Annotated in this window: 11 protein-coding genes and 1 pseudogene; 8 read left to right on the top strand and 4 right to left on the bottom strand. The window is 36.5% G+C overall.

Translation table 11 applies throughout. The features are described from left to right. Window positions 1-191 precede the first annotated feature (191 nt). The 5 genes and pseudogenes from AB1279_RS18890 to AB1279_RS18870 all read left to right on the top strand — a co-directional run. The gene (locus AB1279_RS18890; RefSeq protein WP_429760344.1) at window positions 192-1,211 is read left to right on the top strand and encodes a GH25 family lysozyme; all 1,020 of its coding nucleotides are present in this window, start codon (window positions 192-194) and stop codon (window positions 1,209-1,211) included. A gap of 563 nt (window positions 1,212-1,774) precedes the next feature. Further along, window positions 1,775-3,220 carry a YfcC family protein gene (locus AB1279_RS18885; RefSeq protein ID WP_429760342.1) on the top strand — a complete coding sequence of 482 codons (1,446 nt, stop codon included), beginning with the start codon at window positions 1,775-1,777 and terminating at the stop codon, window positions 3,218-3,220. Window positions 3,221-3,252: 32 nt separating this feature from the next. Further along, window positions 3,253-4,443, top strand: coding sequence for a M20 family metallopeptidase (locus AB1279_RS18880; RefSeq protein ID WP_429760341.1), 1,191 nt, complete (start codon window positions 3,253-3,255; stop codon window positions 4,441-4,443). Between the two features lie 210 nt (window positions 4,444-4,653). Next, the gene (locus tag AB1279_RS18875) at window positions 4,654-6,750 is read left to right on the top strand and encodes a sigma-54 interaction domain-containing protein (RefSeq protein WP_429760340.1); all 2,097 of its coding nucleotides are present in this window, start codon (window positions 4,654-4,656) and stop codon (window positions 6,748-6,750) included. Continuing rightward, a pseudogene (locus AB1279_RS18870) lies at window positions 6,751-6,877 on the top strand (PhnA domain-containing protein); the annotation flags it as partial. Window positions 6,878-7,499: 622 nt separating this feature from the next. Here AB1279_RS18870 and AB1279_RS18865 read toward each other — a convergent pair. Then, window positions 7,500-8,198 (bottom strand): hypothetical protein, encoded by a 699-nt coding sequence (locus AB1279_RS18865; protein ID WP_429760339.1) that lies wholly within the window; start codon window positions 8,196-8,198, stop codon window positions 7,500-7,502. Between the two features lie 665 nt (window positions 8,199-8,863). On the opposite strand from AB1279_RS18865, the gene AB1279_RS18860 reads away from it, so the two are divergent. Both AB1279_RS18860 and AB1279_RS18855 read left to right on the top strand, forming a co-directional pair. Beyond that, window positions 8,864-9,460: a hypothetical protein gene (locus AB1279_RS18860; protein WP_429760337.1), complete on the top strand. Its 597-nt coding sequence runs from the start codon at window positions 8,864-8,866 to the stop codon at window positions 9,458-9,460. Between the two features lie 395 nt (window positions 9,461-9,855). After that, a complete protein-coding gene (locus tag AB1279_RS18855) occupies window positions 9,856-10,734 on the top strand; it encodes a radical SAM/SPASM domain-containing protein (protein WP_429760335.1) in 879 nt (292 codons plus the stop codon). An 83-nt stretch (window positions 10,735-10,817) separates the two neighbouring features. On the opposite strand, the gene rluF is transcribed toward AB1279_RS18855, so the two are convergent. Then, complete coding sequence (gene rluF / locus AB1279_RS18850; protein WP_429760333.1) at window positions 10,818-11,534, bottom strand: 23S rRNA pseudouridine(2604) synthase RluF; 717 nt, start codon at window positions 11,532-11,534, stop codon at window positions 10,818-10,820. A 386-nt stretch (window positions 11,535-11,920) separates the two neighbouring features. Here rluF and AB1279_RS18845 point away from each other — a divergent pair, with 386 nt between their 5' ends. Further along, window positions 11,921-13,366, top strand: coding sequence for a DEAD/DEAH box helicase (locus AB1279_RS18845; protein ID WP_429760331.1), 1,446 nt, complete (start codon window positions 11,921-11,923; stop codon window positions 13,364-13,366). Between the two features lie 342 nt (window positions 13,367-13,708). On the opposite strand, the gene AB1279_RS18840 is transcribed toward AB1279_RS18845, so the two are convergent. Together AB1279_RS18840 and AB1279_RS18835 are read right to left on the bottom strand one after the other, a co-directional pair. Continuing rightward, window positions 13,709-15,097 carry an MFS transporter gene (locus tag AB1279_RS18840; protein WP_429761482.1) on the bottom strand — a complete coding sequence of 463 codons (1,389 nt, stop codon included), beginning with the start codon at window positions 15,095-15,097 and terminating at the stop codon, window positions 13,709-13,711. 574 nt (window positions 15,098-15,671) lie between these two features. Next, complete coding sequence (locus AB1279_RS18835; RefSeq protein WP_429760329.1) at window positions 15,672-16,412, bottom strand: GntR family transcriptional regulator; 741 nt, start codon at window positions 16,410-16,412, stop codon at window positions 15,672-15,674. Window positions 16,413-16,538 lie beyond the last annotated feature (126 nt).

Raw genomic sequence — 16,538 nt, 5'->3', positions numbered from 1 at the left:
ATAACCTCCTATATTACATTATTAATTTTCATTTTAGTGGGGAGGTGATGAATGGTCATTGACTTAAGTCAAGAGTGGAAATTTCATAGATGTTCTTAAGAATCTATTAACAATTTAATAGATTGGGAATATAAATATTAATATAAATTAATTCTACAAAAATCAAATAAATGATTCGGGAGTGTTCTATCATGTCATTTGGAATTGATGTCAGTCACTATGAGGGGACAATTGATTGGAATCAAGTAAAGAATGATCCTAAACAGGTAAACTTTATGTTTGCAAAAGCAACAGAGGGTTCTGAGCAAGGTACCAATTATGTTGATCCAACCTTTCAATACAATATAAATGGTGCGAATCATGTTGGCATTCTTACAGGAGCTTACCATTTTTTTCGAGCAATCTCTGTTAATGATGCGAAACAAGAGGCTGCTTTCTTCATTAAAAATTTACAGAACGTCACATTAACTGCGCCTGTATTTGTGGATGTAGAAGTTAATGATGGGAATTTAGATCCAAATACATTAACAGATGCTGTGAATGCATTTTTAACAGAATTAAAAAATGCAGGGTATACTAATAACGGAGTTTATAGCAATCTATATTTCTTTGAAAATAGTCTAAATCCTTCACGTTTACAAGAGAATACTTTATTGTGGATTGCACGTTATAATGACAGGGGTCCAGGAATTGACTGTGATATTTGGCAATACACAGATAGCGGAACAGTACAAGGGATTCATGGTAATGTCGATTGTAATACATCCTATATAGATTTGGATATCAGTAATCCTAATGGAAGCAGCAACTATATAGGGATTGCTACAATCACAGGTGATAATGTGAATTTAAGGGATCAACCTTCCATGAATGGCAATGTGATTCGTACATTACATCATAATGAGTCGTATAAAGTATATTATGAACAAAATGGATGGTTAGGCGTAGGAAGAGATCAATTTATTTATTATGATCCTAGTTATATTTGTTACTGTAACTATATAGGAGTTGCTACTATTACAGGTGATAATGTGAACTTAAGGGATCAGCCTTCTATGAATGGCAATGTGATTCGTAAATTACGTCATAATGAGTCGTATAAAGTATATTATGAACAAAATGGATGGTTAGGCGTAGGGAAAGATCAATTTATTTACTACGACCCTAGTTATATAAATTATGAATTACTTTCTGTATGTTCTAATTGTTAAATAGTGGACAAACTCCAAACGGTATACGCTACGATTATTAAAATTGTTAGCGCACATCAAATTGAACTGTACCTTGAATCGTGGGCACTAAAAAAGTCCGTGATTCGGGGTTTTTGTTTTTTTACACTTATCATCTCGTTTTCGATAGCTATGTTTTTTCACTTTGAATGAACCACAAAGATAAAAGATGAATTAGACACTGATTGTAAATTAGCTAATTCAACAATCAGGCACATGCACGTGCAATTGGAGCCTTATCCCTTTATAGGATATAATCTGTTTTTATGAACTTTGTTCATAATATAATAATGGTTATATTCTAGGTTATCCAATAACCAATAAAACAACCTATAAACTAACCGAAGATTAGTATTTAATAGAATATTCGTAGTATTTAAAATTGGCATGATTCTTGCATGATAAACTGTAACTTCTGAATTTTATAACAAATAGAAATGAGGTGGATGGCCTTTTAAGGAGCCAATAAAAATAACGGGGGCAAAACTCTAAAGGATAGAGGAGGAGCAAGATGAAAAAAAATTTTTGGAATTGGGGGATACTTCATGCAATCTATTAGGAAAGAGACAGCGGTTGAAGATCAGAAGAGAGTAGAAAAGAAAAGAAGATTCGTACAGCCTGACGCTTATGTTCTATTATTTTTCGTTGCATTGATCTGCGCTATTGCGACATACATTTTACCAGCAGGTGCATTTACAAGGATAAAAAAAGGAGATATCACCACGACGGTACCTGGAAGTTTTCATTTTGTTCATTCACATCCCACTGGTTTCGTAGAATTCTTTACTACAATTCAAAACGGAATGGTAAAAGGCGCGCCGCTTATTTTCCTTATCCTATTTACAAGCGGAGCCTTAGCTGTCATTGAAAAATCGGGTGCAATCGATGCGTTTCTTAAGTCCACCGTTACCCGATTCAGGAATCGCTTGCTATTTTTAATTATCCCTGTAGGGTTGATATTTTCTATTTTAGGAACAACTGGAATTGTGGTTAATTCTGTAATCGCTTTCATCCCATTAGGACTACTTATTGCACGTGGGTTGAAATTGGATCCTATTTTCGGCGTTGCCCTTATTTATCTAGGAACCTATGCTGGTTGGAACGTACCTGTTTTTGCCCCTCAAACGCTTGGACTATCGCAGCGTATTGCCCAACTTCCGCTTTTCTCGGGAATGGGCTACCGGATCATTATCTATCTAGCGTTTCTGGCCGCTACTATTATATATATATATGTGTATGCACGCAAAATTAGAAAGGACCCAGCCAAGAGCATCCTTGGCCCAGAATCGTTCACTTCTGAGATTGCAGTGAAAGGTGCTGAAATAGAGACTACGGTAAAGGTTTCCTTGCAGCAAAAGCTAATCTTATCGTTTGCGGGATTATCCTTATTAGGTTTTATAATTTTCTCTCAGAGATTTAAATGGACAGAAAATGAAATGGCTGGTCTTTTCATTTTTATTGCCATCGGCGCCGGTTTGATTGCACGAATGAGTGCAAATGACATTGCATCGACATTTATTCAAGGCTGTAAACAAATGGTCTATGGAGCTCTCATTGTGGGGATGGCCAGAGCAGTGGGCTTAATCCTTGAGAATGCAAAGATATTAGATACCATCGTCAATGCGTTGGTCCACCTCCTTGAACCGTTGTCTCCGATTGCCGCTTCGATTGGAATGTTTATTGGAAGTGCGGCTCTGCACTTTTTGATTTCTTCTGGTTCCGGGGAATCTACCGTGCTGATGCCGATTCTTGTCCCTTTGGCAGATTTGCTGCATATTACACGTCAAGTAGCTGTTCAGGCGGTTATATTTGGGGAAGGAGTAGTAAACACCATCAATCCAACATCCGGTGTGGTGATGGGGGTACTAGCAATGAGCGGCATCCCCTATGGAAAATGGCTGAAGTTTATGCTTCCATTAACGGCAGTTTGGTTTGTTCTCGGATGTCTTTTCATCATTATCGGTATGATGATCAACTGGGGACCTTTCTAAGAGATTGACGATAAATAAAGGGGACTTCAAATATGAATAAAGTACTAGAATACTTAAAGCAACACCAAGGAGATATCCTGGAAAAGGGGACTTCAAATACGGATAAAGTACTAGAATACTTAAAGCAACACCAAGAAGATATCCTGGAGGATCTAAAAACACTTGTGCTGGCTGAATCGCCTTCGCATTCGAAAGTACGGGTCGATCAATGTGGAGAAGTGATTCAACAGCTGTTTAAGAAGTATCTTGACGTTGAGGCGGAAGTGATTCCCCAAGAGCATGCGGGGAATCACCTGCGGTTTAGTTATGGGAAAGGCGATGCCCAAATCTTAATCATATGCCATTTTGACACTGTCTGGGAGGTGGGAAGGCTTTCCTACCGAGTAGAAGGAAACAAGGCGTATGGGCCGGGCATCCTGGATATGAAAGGAGGAATTACCCAAGCCCTTTGGGCGCTGAAAGCTTGCCGTGAGTTGGGGATTTCCTTAAACAAGAAAATCGTTTTCTTATGCACTAGTGATGAAGAGGTTGGAAGCAAAACGTCTAGGGCATTGATCGAACAGGAAGCTTTAAAGAGCCAGGTTGTTCTCGTTCCTGAGCCGGCAGCGCCACATACAGGTGCACTTAAAACAGTTCGAAAAGGAGTTGGCAAGTTTTCGATCCAGATTAAAGGAAAAGCAGCGCATGCAGGGCAGGATCATCGGGATGGAATCAGCGCGATACAGGAAATGGCTCATCAAATTCTATTCTTGCACTCACTTACTGATTATGAGTTGGATACAACTCTAAATGTCGGCGTGGTACGAGGAGGGACTGCCGGAAATGTGGTAGCAGAACAAGCGGAACTGGCCGTGGATCTGCGAATCAGCCAGTTCGGTGAGGGGGAGCGTGTTTCGAAAATCATTTATGGGCTAAAGCCGCATCTGGAAGGGATATCCTTACAGGTTTCAGGTGGAGTTATCCGCCCGCCTATGGAAAGAACAGCTCAAAATGAAAAATTGTTTAATCTGGCAAAAACATGTTCATCTGAATTAGGGTTTCACTTGACTGAGGAATCAGTGGGTGGGGGTAGTGATGGGAATTTCACTTCTGCATTAGGCATTCCAACGCTAGATGGGTTAGGCCCAGTGGGAGAAGGTAACCATGCCGAACATGAGCATATTGAAATCAATCAACTTCCCGTTAGGGCTGCCTTGATTGCCCACCTACTTCGTAAATTATAATTTTAATAAAAAAAATGCAAGTGCCGGTTTGGTACTTGTATTTTTTTCGCATAGGAAAGTTTAAGTTAAAAAAAGCGTGAAAAGCGAACGAATTTTCCTATCGGGATAAAAAACTCCTCTAATAGTCGTCTGGTTTCCTTGAAATTATAGTTTTAGGTTTGTGTTTAAGTTATTATTATTCTAAAAAAGGGGTTTTAAGAGGAGAGAAAAATGGAGAGACCAAGTATTTTACTGCTAACAAGAGGGGAAAAGTTAGCACAAACCTTTGAGACTAACTTGAGAATGTTTTTCGGTACAAATATTCAAATTTATACCGTTGATGAGCACCAGGAGCTGGATAACCAATTAGCGGATGAGTGTGAACTGATTCTAGTTTCCGCCGAAAGTTTATTGGATCGGTTACCGAAACTACTTCATGAGCGGGCACTGTTTGCCAGAAGAACCGTTCATTTGCCAAAGCTCGAACAACTGATGGATTTAGCCCCGGGAACCCAATGTCTATTTGTCTCGAACAGTATGGACACGATTGTAGATGCCATTGAGCTTTTGAATCGTCTGGGATTTGATCATTTGCACTTTATTCCATATGTTCCGCAGTCAGCGAAAATCCAGCCTGTACTTGAGGGGATCGATGTGGCAGTTACTCATGGATTAAAAGAACTTGTCCCGGGGACGATTGGTAAAGTGATTGATTTGGGCATACGCCCGATCGATTTGACAACGATTTATGATATTGCCCAACAATTGAATCTTCCTATAGAAAATGCGCATTTCTATACAGCGGAGTTTTTCCGTGATTTTGTCCGCCTTGGAAGAAACTTAGCCAATTCCGTAAACAATGAGAAGCGGTTAAATCAAAAGCTGGAATCCGTATTTAATGCTGTTCATGAAGGGATTATTAGTATAGATGAATGGGGACAGATTACGGTTTTTAATGAAGAAGCGGAGAAAATCCTCAGCCTGTCTGCAGAGAATTGCCTTGGAAAGACGTGCTGGGATGTAATCCCTGAGTTTAATCTAAATCAGATTTTTCAGTCCCATGCGGAGGAGGCCAATCAATTATTGGAGATACGGAACAAGGTTCTTCTGGTTACCAAAGTTCCCGTGATGATGGACAGGCATTTGATGGGCGTCGTTGTTACGTTTCAAGACGTCACGATTGTCCAACGAAATGAACAGGAAATCCGCAAAAATAGCAGCCGTTTGGGATTAACGACAAAATATTCTTTTGAAAATATTATCGGTGTAAGCGATTCCATCACTTCTGCGAAACAGGTTGCTGTCAGACTGGCAGAAAGTGATTTTACCGTATTAATCACAGGAGAAAACGGTACGGGAAAGGAAGTATTTGCCCAAGCGATTCATAGGCACTCTACCCGGCGGGATGGCCCATTCGTCCCGGTCAATTTTGCCGGCCTTACAGAAAGTTTGGCAGAAAGTGAATTGTTTGGATACGAAGAGGGCTCTTTCACAGGAGCTAAAAAAGGAGGGAAAATGGGTCTATTTGAATTGGCCCATAATGGAACCATTTTTCTGGATGAGATTGGGGATGCTCCTCTCAGTATACAGGCAGCCTTGCTGCGTGTGCTCCAAGAGCGGCAGGTGATGCGGGTAGGAGGAAATCGCGTAATTCCCATCAATGTCAGGGTGATTGCTGCCACAAACCGAAACCTGAATAGTATGGTGTCGAAGGGTACTTTTCGGGAAGATTTGTACTATAGACTCAACGTTTTGCCGTTAAATATCCCAAATCTTAGAGAACGGCAAGAGGATCTTTTTATCCTCATTGACTATTTCCTTCATGATAATGGGAGAAAGCTACAATTTACACCTGAAGTAAAAAATGTTCTTTTAAACTACAGCTGGCCAGGTAATATTCGGGAGTTGGAAAATTTCATTAAGTATCTGAAGGTAATCGTAGAAGGAGATACAGTGAAATTACAACATATTCCTGAACGTATATTGAATGGCAGCATGATCTTGTCATCCCCTCACGGTCCAACAGCCGGAGAAGAAACAGTGGAAAGAGAGGACATCCTTCAATTCTTGTCACGTCACGGTTCCCTGATGGATTATGAGGATATATTGACGACCCTGTGGAATATGAGTAAACGGCAGGAGCGGGTGGGACGAAGCGTTTTAGGCTCATTGCTTTCCCGTCCCTTATCCGAAGCTCAAATTCGCAATAAGCTATCGATTCTCAAACGGTGTGGATGTGTCGCAGTAGGTGTTAAGAAGCAAGGTACAATGATCACTCCTATGGGAATACAGGTTTTACAAAGTATCAGAGAGAAAATAATGAATTGAAAAGGAAGTTCATTAGTTGTAAAAATAGGTACAAAAGTAAAAAAATATACGTTTGGTTGAGGGAAATCATGATATTGATTGTATTGGAGCTATGCAATTAAAATCTGAATTTGTTAAAAAGGTATAAATGAGGTTAGGATTAGTTTGGTTAAAAGAATGTTTCTTCTAAAATCAAACGTCTACTTATTCAGCCGACTATTTAAACTGTTTTTTGAGAGACTTATATGAGTTTTAATCAAAATTTTTTATTTGCCGTAAAATGTGGATGCACGGAACATTTTGGATCAAACCTTATTTCAAAGCTACACTTGGTGTACAGGAAATTGGCTTTTTTTCTGCCGGAAATTACTTAGCGTACAAAATTCACTTTTTGTGGGTTGTACCCGATGCCCATCAAGCTAAGATTTTGAAATATCTCTAAAACGAAAATTTTATATCTCTACAGTTATTTATGAGAATTCAGTTCATTTTTTTTTGTTTTTGGGAAGATTGTATTTCTTAACTGGATGGCGTACCGCCCACATTTTAGCGAAAATATACGCTAAGTAAAATTCGGCATGAAAAAGTGTTGATTTTACTAATTTAAGAAAATCACCTAGGTATTTGAGACAAATCCACTTCAACGCAAAATAAGCTAAAAATAGCTTAAGTGGTGTCTCAAAACTTATCTTTAAATTAAAACTCCAATTGAAATCATGCTATTGTTTTTTGAAAATCTTTTAGCGTATAAAAACATTAAAATGTACATGTTACACCTTTTTAAATTTCTGTTCAATCTTATCATGTACTGATTCGATTTTTTCAGGCAACACAAATAAATATTCGATAAGGACCTCTAATAATTCTGTTAATAAAGCTACTGATTCATCATCAATTTCCTGTTTCAATTCAAGCATCCCATAAAAAGGACTTTCCGGATGAACGAGGTTGCCCACATCTTGAATCGGTTTAGTTAAATCGATATTTTTTGGCAATTGCTCAAATTGCTGGGAAAGAGATTGTCCATTACTTTTCTCTCCAAGAAAATGTTTGAGGACACTTTCAAGAACTTGTTTTGACAGTACTGCAGTAGCAGAGTTATCTTTTGATTGACTGACATTTAAAGTAGAGCGATATGCCCTAACAAGGTCTATAGGGATATGTTTATTGCGTTCGAGCTGATCTAAAGGATCTCTTAAATCCGAAGGACTATAAATATACACTTCTACTTCTTTATTTATTTGATCAGGATGATCATTAAACATAATCACAAATTCTGATGTCTTTTGACATTCAAAACAAAGTCCTTCTGCAAATAATCCTCGTTTTGTAACTTGGTAAAAATTCGTTTTTAACGTAAATTCACTTGATTTATCGCATTTAGGACACTGACTTCTGACATTTTTCGGCACCTTTACATATCCATACTGGGTATGAGATAAAATGGCCCCTGGCAATATTTTTCTCATTTAAACCTCCTAAAAACTTAATGCTAATCCGTAACTTATATACATATTTCTGGTAACTATTCAGTCACCTCATGAAGATATAAGATGGTTAGAAACATTTGCTAAAAAAATATGTTTACTTGTTTTATCACAAGGTATAGTTATGGCACATGTTTGTGTTGTAGGCAAAAAAATAGACCGAATTTCCGCCTATGAAACTCCTAAATTAAAGGTATAGCGGAGTAGTTATTATCCCTGTATTATTGATAATACAAATTTTTAAATTTATACAAAAAGTATAGATTAAAAAATCACAATTACAATCTGCAATATGTGGAAATAATATTTTTTCTTAGTAGAGTGTCACCATACATACCTATCAAGCTAATATTTTGAGACACTCCCATAACGAAAATGTTACCTTTTTACAGTTATTTATGAGAATTTAGATCGTTTTTTTTCGTTTTGGAGAACAATGAATTTTTTAACTTGATGGCAATGGGACGATACTTCAGCAATAAATTTTCGTATCTTTTTATAAAAGGATTCATTTTTTTCTAAATATTAAACAGAAAACAATAAATATTCTGTCTTATATTTCTAAAAATTCCTAATATTTACAAAATTATAAAAAAACTATACATTTTAGTTGTACCAAAAAATTCAAGCAAAAAGGAGATGGTTGTATGTTTAAGAAGTTAGTAGTAGGAGCATTAGCAGCTGGTTTTGCATTAACTGGAGGATTGGGAACGATATCAGCAAGTGCAGAAAAAGATAATACGATCAAATCGTTCGACTATTTAACTGTAGACGGAAAGAATGTGGATTCCCTGGCTAAAGTGAATAATAAGTCCAACGAAGACATACAAATAACCATGGTTCTGCCTAAACAGAATAAAAAGGGAGATTGGCAGGCATATGGATTTACGAGCAGAGAAACATTGGATGCTTTCATCGAAAAAGATAAAGAAAGACTTAAAAACCAAATAAATCCCCTTGGTAGCGGCCCTGGAAGTACCGATTTCTATGAGCATGCAAATAAAGGTGGACAATATATTTATTGGAGCTATGGCTTTAAAGACTTACCTGCTAGCTGGAATGACAGAATTTCTTCCATAAGCACGGCGTCACCTTCTGCAAGCTATTCGACTACGCTATGGGAGCATACTTCGTCTCAAGGATATGGAAAAGGAGTCTTATTTAGACACTCTGATTGGTATGGTAAAACTGCTAATCTGGCTGCGGATTGGAACGATATAACTTCAGCAATTGAAATCAAGTAGGAGATTTCAATTGCTGAGGTAAATAAGTTTAAAAATCACTATTCTCTCATCAATTTAGAAGAAATGGGAGAATGGTGATTTTTTTGTACAGAAACAAAGCAATTATTCTCTTTATTCATTATCCAGTATTGATTAACGTCTTAATGTAATCTATTAAAATAGTGCATTCCTTGAATCACTAAAATGGAATATTAAAAATTAGAAAATGAAAACAAACAACTTAGAGAGTTAATTTAATCGAAATTTATTAATGATCCAAATACAATTCCATTCTTCTAAACAGGGAAAATAGTAACAGTAGTTTCCTTGAATAAGTATGTTTCCATTTATGAAAAATTATGCTGTAATAGTGATAGAACAATATTCTAAGTAGTCAAAGAAGTGAGGAATTGAGATTGAAAAAGTTTAAGAAGTTTTACTTAGAGATTACAAGTGTATGTAACCTCGCATGCAGCTTTTGTCCGCCAACAGAACGGCAGAAGCAATTTCTTTCTGTGGAGGAGTTTTCAAAGCGATTAGATCAAATTAAACCTCACACAGACTATATTTATTTACATGTAAAAGGTGAGCCGCTGCTCCATCCTAAAATAGACCAATTGTTAGATTTATGTCATGAAAAAGGGTTTAAAGTTAATATTACAACGAACGGAACATTAATTAATAAAAAGAGGGACAAATTATTAAATAAGCCTGCACTTAGACAGATGAATTTTTCGCTTCATAGCTTTGATGGCCACGAAGGTTCTAAAGATAAGGAAGGATATGTGCGAAGTATACTTTCTTTTATTAAAGAAGCAACGAGCCAATCAGATTTGATTGTTTCGCTCAGACTATGGAACTTAACGCAAGACAATAAGACGAATATTGAAATACAACGAAACAGACAGCTGTTAGAAATTATTGAGAAAGAATTTGATTTACCATACAAAATTGAAGAGAAGGTCACACCAGGAAGTGGCGTGAAAATTGCGGAACGCATCTTCATCAATCAAGATTATGAGTTTCAGTGGCCTGCACTGCATGAAGAAGAAGACGATGGAAAGGGCTTCTGTTATGGCCTTCGAAATCAAGCGGGTATTTTAGCGAACGGAACGGTCATCCCTTGTTGTTTAGATGGTGAGGGCATTATCAACCTTGGTAATATTAATGATGCTTCATTTTCTGATATTATCGAAGGAGAGCGAGCAAACAACCTTGTAGATGGATTTTCCCGAAGAGAAGCAGTAGAGGAACTATGTAGAAAATGCGGATATCGCAAAAGGTTTGGGAAATAGATAGGAAAACGAGCGCCACGCAAAACGTGTACAATAAAAAAAGATGGACCAAAACAGTTTCTTACTGTTTTGGTCCATCTTTTTTACCATTCCTTTGGCTCATAGTTCAAGTCTTGGAATAATCGATTGCGCTCTTTTTTAGATAAGTCTCTCCATTGTCCAACGGGTAGATTACCTAAATGAATATTCATAATTCGAGTTCGCTGTAGTCTATAAACATCGTATCCAAGCGCTTCACACATGCGACGAATTTGACGATTTAGTCCTTGTGTTAAAGTGATTTGAAAAACATATTTAGAAAGTTGTTCCATCTTACAAGGCAGCGTTTTCGTACCTAAAATTTTTACACCTTCAGCCATTCGTTTTAAAAATTCAGGAGTAATCGGCTTGTCTACTGTAACAATGTATTCTTTCTCATGCTTATTTTCAGCACGTAAAATTTCATTGACTATATCACCGTCGTTCGTAAGGAGTATTAAGCCATCTGAATCTTTATCTAGTCGCCCGATATTAAAAATTCTTAATGGATGATTGACTAAATCAACAATATTACCCTTAACATTTTTTTCTGTTGTACTCGTAATACCTACGGGTTTATTTAAGGCAATATAAACATAATTTCTTGCCATCCGTATTGGGTTACCGTTTACACGAACATCATCCCCAGGCTCGACTTGGCTGCCTATTTTCGCAACCTTTCCATTTATCGTGACTCTTCCGTCATTGATTAATTTATCTGCACCGCGTCTAGATGCTTTTCCGGATTCACTAATGTACTTATTAATACGCATGTTAAACACAACCTTAAGTAGAGAGTTAATAGTATTAGAATATTGGTTTCACATAAGATTTTCAAGGGCTTATTAAAATCTTATGTAGAATTAGTATCGGTGGTAGCATAAATGACGTATACTTATTAATATTCTACGTTGATGCATTCGAGTTTATCCCGTTATTCGCGGGCGCCCTGTGATTCTGGGCGAGCCGCTTCCGCTTTTCTACAGAAGATAGGTGGGGGATAACTGCTTGATTGGTGAGAACTTTCCATCAGTGGGGGAGGAAGAAACTCCCGCTGATGGAAGTTTCACTTTATGATGCCAAGGGGAACATATTGTATTTATGCATATGGTATTCATACAATGGTGAAAAATACATAAAAGAATATATAACAAAATGAGGTTAGTACATGAGTCCACAAAGTTTTAACGATTACGCATTGAGTAAAGAAATTGTAAGAGCACTTGCTAGCTTACAATATGAAAAGCCAACAGAAGTGCAAGAGAAAGTCATCCCAATTGCATTAGAAAAGAAAGATCTTGTTGTAAAATCACAAACAGGAAGCGGTAAGACAGCTTCTTTTGGGATTCCGCTTTGTGAAATGGTTGAGTGGGAAGAAAATAAGCCGCAGGCGTTAATCCTTACACCAACAAGGGAACTTGCTGTGCAGGTAAAAGAAGATATTACGAATATAGGAAGATTTAAGCGTATTAAAGCAACTGCGGTTTACGGAAAATCTCCATTTGCGCGTCAAAAATTAGAACTAAAGCAAAAGACACATATTGTTGTCGGCACTCCTGGACGTGTATTAGATCATATTGAAAAAGGGACTTTCTCGTTAGAGTATTTGAAGTATTTGGTGATTGATGAGGCAGATGAAATGTTAAATATGGGCTTTATCGATCAAGTAGAAGCAATTATTGACGAACTACCTATGAACCGAATGACGATGCTGTTTTCTGCGACCTTACCAGAAGATGTTGAAAATTTGTCTCGTACATATATGAAATCACCAATCAACATCGAGATTAAAGCATCTGGTATTACGACAGATAACATTGAACATAGTCTTTTAGAAGTGAGGGAAGAAGAGAAGTTCTCTCTTCTGAAAGATATAACAACTATTGAAAATCCAGATAGTTGCATTATTTTCTGCCGTACGCAAGAAAATGTAGATGATGTATTTAGACAGCTAAAACGTTCTGGCTATCCTTGTGATAAAATTCATGGTGGTATGGTGCAAGAAGATCGGTTTGCAGTAATGAATGACTTTAAAAAAGGGAAATTCCGCTATTTAGTAGCGACAGATGTAGCAGCACGAGGAATTGATATTGAGAATATTACCCACGTCATTAACTACGATATTCCATTAGAAAAAGAAAGTTACGTACACCGTACAGGAAGAACAGGACGTGCTGGTAATAGCGGAAAAGCAATTACATTTGTAACCCCGTATGAAGAGAGATTTCTAGCAGAAATCGAGGAGTATATCGGTTTTGAAATTTTAAAAATAGATGCACCTTTAAAAGAAGAAGTTACAAAAAGAAAGGCGGCATTTGAAGAAAAAATAAATGCTAAGCCAATTATTAAAAAAGATAAAAGTGCTAGTCTAAATAAGGGAATCATGAAGCTTTACTTTAATGGCGGGAAGAAAAAGAAAATCCGAGCAGTGGATTTTGTTGGTACAATTGCCAAAATTCCAGGTGTTACAGCGGATGATATAGGGATTATTACGATACAGGATAATGTTTCTTATGTTGAAATATTAAACGGAAAAGGACCCCTTGTTTTAAAAGTAATGAAAAACACAACGATAAAAGGGAAGCAGTTAAAGGTTCATGAGGCAATTAAATAAAGTGAAACTTTAATCAGTGGGGGTTTTCTTCATCCCCCACTGATTATTAGTTGAACCAATCGGGCTTTTACGGGCAGTTTATCTCCCACCTAACTTCTTTGCTTTCGCTGAATTTTGGGGTGGGAGTATTACTGCACGTTAATGCGGGATAAAAGGTGAACTGTACCCCGAATTATGGACACTAAAAAAGATGGCTCCGGTAGAATACCGAAACCATCTTTTAAGTGCTTGATTTTTCATGGTCTTTTTATTAAATTGTCCATGGGTTCTACTATGTCCTAAAGTTTTCTTACAAAGAGATTCTATATAACTAGTTAATTAATAGACAACTTGTCCAATAATCTATTTTTTCGCTTTTCGTCCTACTAATACCCAGTACAGAGATAAACTGAAAAGGGTAATGAGTACGAGAATGAATAGGATATTACTATACATGGAAGCATCCGGATTGCTCATAGTTCCTAGGAAGCTTTTTCGCATTGCGGAATGGTCCATCATTGCTGCTGTATAGGCAATTCCGATTGACATAGCGACATTAAGAGTTAAATTATAAAATCCGATTGCTGTTCCTGTTTTTTCTTTTTCAATCGTACAAATGCAAGAATCAAGTAATGGTGCATACATGAATGCAAATGAACTAGAGAATAAAACCATAGATATTACAAATACAACGACAGAAGTTTTTATAAAGATTCCGCCTAATAGCAAGCTGATCATAATGCTGCACATAGCGAGTGTAATACATTGCTTGCTTCCTAGAACCTTCGCAATTTTTCCAGAAAGAGCCCCAACCGTAGCTGCTGCTATATAGCCTGGAATCAATAATAATGAAATGGTATCTAGCTTCAAACCATAAATCTTTTCAAGCAAGAATGGAAATACGAAAATATATGCTAACTGTACAGAGTAAATTACAAAAGCAACTCCAAGTAATGAGATAAACTGTTTATTTTTAAAGAATGAAATTCCGATAAACGCTTTTGAGTTCTTACTGATATAAGTAAGGAACAATGTAATTGCAACAATAAATAAGAGAAGGTACATCCAGTTGAAATCAGTAATATATAGTAGTAGGGATGCTGAAATCGTGCCTACTAAAAATAATCCTAATACATCTACATTACTGTTTTTCGTTTCTTCCTTAGGAAGATATTTTAAAATAAAAGGAAGAGTGAAAAGCGTTACTAAAGAAAGTAAAAACAGAGTTGTCCAATGGAAGTACGTAGAAACATACCCCCCAGTTAATGCACCGATAAGTTGTGAAAGAGCAAAACTGCTTGTACTTAATCCTAAAAATTTCTTTTGTTCATCTGCAGGTAAATGTTTCGTTACAAAGATAACATATAATGTTTCAGCCGATGCTAAACCCGCAGTTTGGATCATTCGTGAGATAACAACTAGTAAAAACGAATGTTGAAAAATATATCCCATGACTGAACCGACACATATTAAAATAATACCAACGCTAAAAAGTTTTCTAATACTAATGGAATCCGCCAAAGCTGCGTAAACCACTGCCCCAATTCCAATTACAAGTCCAGCTAGCGTTGCTTGCCAGCTAACTGTTGTCGCTGAAATGTGAAAATCCTTTGCCATATCAACAGAAATAATCTTAAACGAATTGTCAATTACTAAACATAATAGAAATAACAGTAAGGTAATAGGTACTGCTTTCTTAGCATTATATTCCTGAGTTTTCTTCATGCTCACATCTGCAGTTATTGTAGACATAGCCATATTTCTCTCCTTTTATTATTCAGGAAATTATCTTCCTGATTCATGATTGTCTCGCTTTTCACTACCGATTGATCCTTTCGTTAAAGGATGGGGTCAGTAATTTCTAAACTATTTGTTTCATATGCTGGGTTTCCTTTTTATGATGTTTAAAAAGGAAACGTTTCCATAAATAATTAAAACATCTTACTTTTTGATTGCGTTTTCATCATCATGCGTGAAATCCGTTAAAATATACAATATCGTTCGGTTGTCTAACTGCTTGTACGCATATGAATAACAAAAACGATACCACACCTTGCCTTCCTGTGATATTTACAAGGAAGGATTTGCATAAGTAACCCAAAAACATCATACTCGTTGATTACGCTTTCATGATCATCCATGATAACTCTTTGTAATATACAACATTGTATAGTTGTCTAAAAACTTGTATATATATTAACAATGAAAAGGATACCATACCTTTATTTCGCTCACAACCCATCTTTCTTTCGGAATTTGTCTGTTTTGTTACAAAAAAGCGATGGATTTCATATGAAATCCATCGCTTCCAAATTAAGTATAGAACTCATTTAGATGTTTTAATCCTAATTTGACTAAATTCTATTGGTATATAGTATTTATTATAAACCACAGGATATTTATCGCTGATATAGACACTTTCTAAAATTAAATCACATTCTTCTCCATGGAAAAGTTTGTATTTTAATGACGGCGTATTGACGGAATTAGAACGTTTAATTTCAATGGTAGAGGAATTAGCTAGTTCATATACTTTCTCTTCCAATATTTCTAAAACTTGCTTCTCATTTTGTAAGTCAAGGTTTAATTGGGAAACCGCTTCTATTGGCATCATCGTAAAAGCAAAAGCTACGATCTTATCGTTACTTTTATACCAGCGTTCCAACGCAACCACTGCAGTCATTTCTTGATTTAATACTTGCATTGCATAGTCCGTTACTAGATCAATTCGAAAATTCAATTCGATATCATCTATTTTTTCCGTATAGCATTTATATAAGGGATTCCCCAACTTCTCCAAGCCATCCATACTTTCATTATGATGAAATTTTGTAATGAAATTCCCTTTTCCATGTATATTTTTAACCAAGCCATCTTCCTTCAAAAGTGCCAAAGCATGTCGTAATGTCATTCTGCTTACACCAAATATTTTAGCTAATTCAGGTTCTGTTGGAAGCTTGCTGTCTGGAGGAAATGTTCCATCCATGATTAATTTATACAATTGGTCATACACAGTGACGAATAGCGGTTTTTTTTGTTTATTGAGTTCATGAAGTTTATTGTTCATTTTCTTATACCCCTATAGTTTATAAATTCCGTTACTTTTCTTTGGTTTATTGTAACTTATTTTTCCATGGAAATTAATATGTTTGCAAAAATCCATTATAATTTGCGCTAGGTATATTGGTCATTC

Source organism: Bacillus sp. S14(2024), assembly GCF_050473785.1.
GTDB classification, from domain to species: domain Bacteria; phylum Bacillota; class Bacilli; order Bacillales; family Bacillaceae_G; genus Bacillus_A; species Bacillus_A yunxiaonensis.
This window is presented reverse-complemented; position numbering and strand designations above follow the sequence as displayed.

Bases quoted from the DNA above. Each gene is read 5' to 3' on its own strand.
- AB1279_RS18890 (WP_429760344.1), top strand. From the start codon at position 192: ATGTCATTTGGAATTGATGTCAGTCACTATGAGGGGACAATTGATTGG.
- AB1279_RS18885 (WP_429760342.1), top strand. From the start codon at position 1,775: ATGCAATCTATTAGGAAAGAGACAGCGGTTGAAGATCAGAAGAGAGTA.
- AB1279_RS18880 (WP_429760341.1), top strand. From the start codon at position 3,253: ATGAATAAAGTACTAGAATACTTAAAGCAACACCAAGGAGATATCCTG.
- AB1279_RS18875 (WP_429760340.1), top strand. From the start codon at position 4,654: ATGGAGAGACCAAGTATTTTACTGCTAACAAGAGGGGAAAAGTTAGCA.
- AB1279_RS18865 (WP_429760339.1), bottom strand. From the start codon at position 8,198: ATGAGAAAAATATTGCCAGGGGCCATTTTATCTCATACCCAGTATGGA.
- AB1279_RS18860 (WP_429760337.1), top strand. From the start codon at position 8,864: ATGTTTAAGAAGTTAGTAGTAGGAGCATTAGCAGCTGGTTTTGCATTA.
- AB1279_RS18845 (WP_429760331.1), top strand. From the start codon at position 11,921: ATGAGTCCACAAAGTTTTAACGATTACGCATTGAGTAAAGAAATTGTA.
- AB1279_RS18840 (WP_429761482.1), bottom strand. From the start codon at position 15,097: ATGTCTACAATAACTGCAGATGTGAGCATGAAGAAAACTCAGGAATAT.
- AB1279_RS18835 (WP_429760329.1), bottom strand. From the start codon at position 16,412: ATGAACAATAAACTTCATGAACTCAATAAACAAAAAAAACCGCTATTC.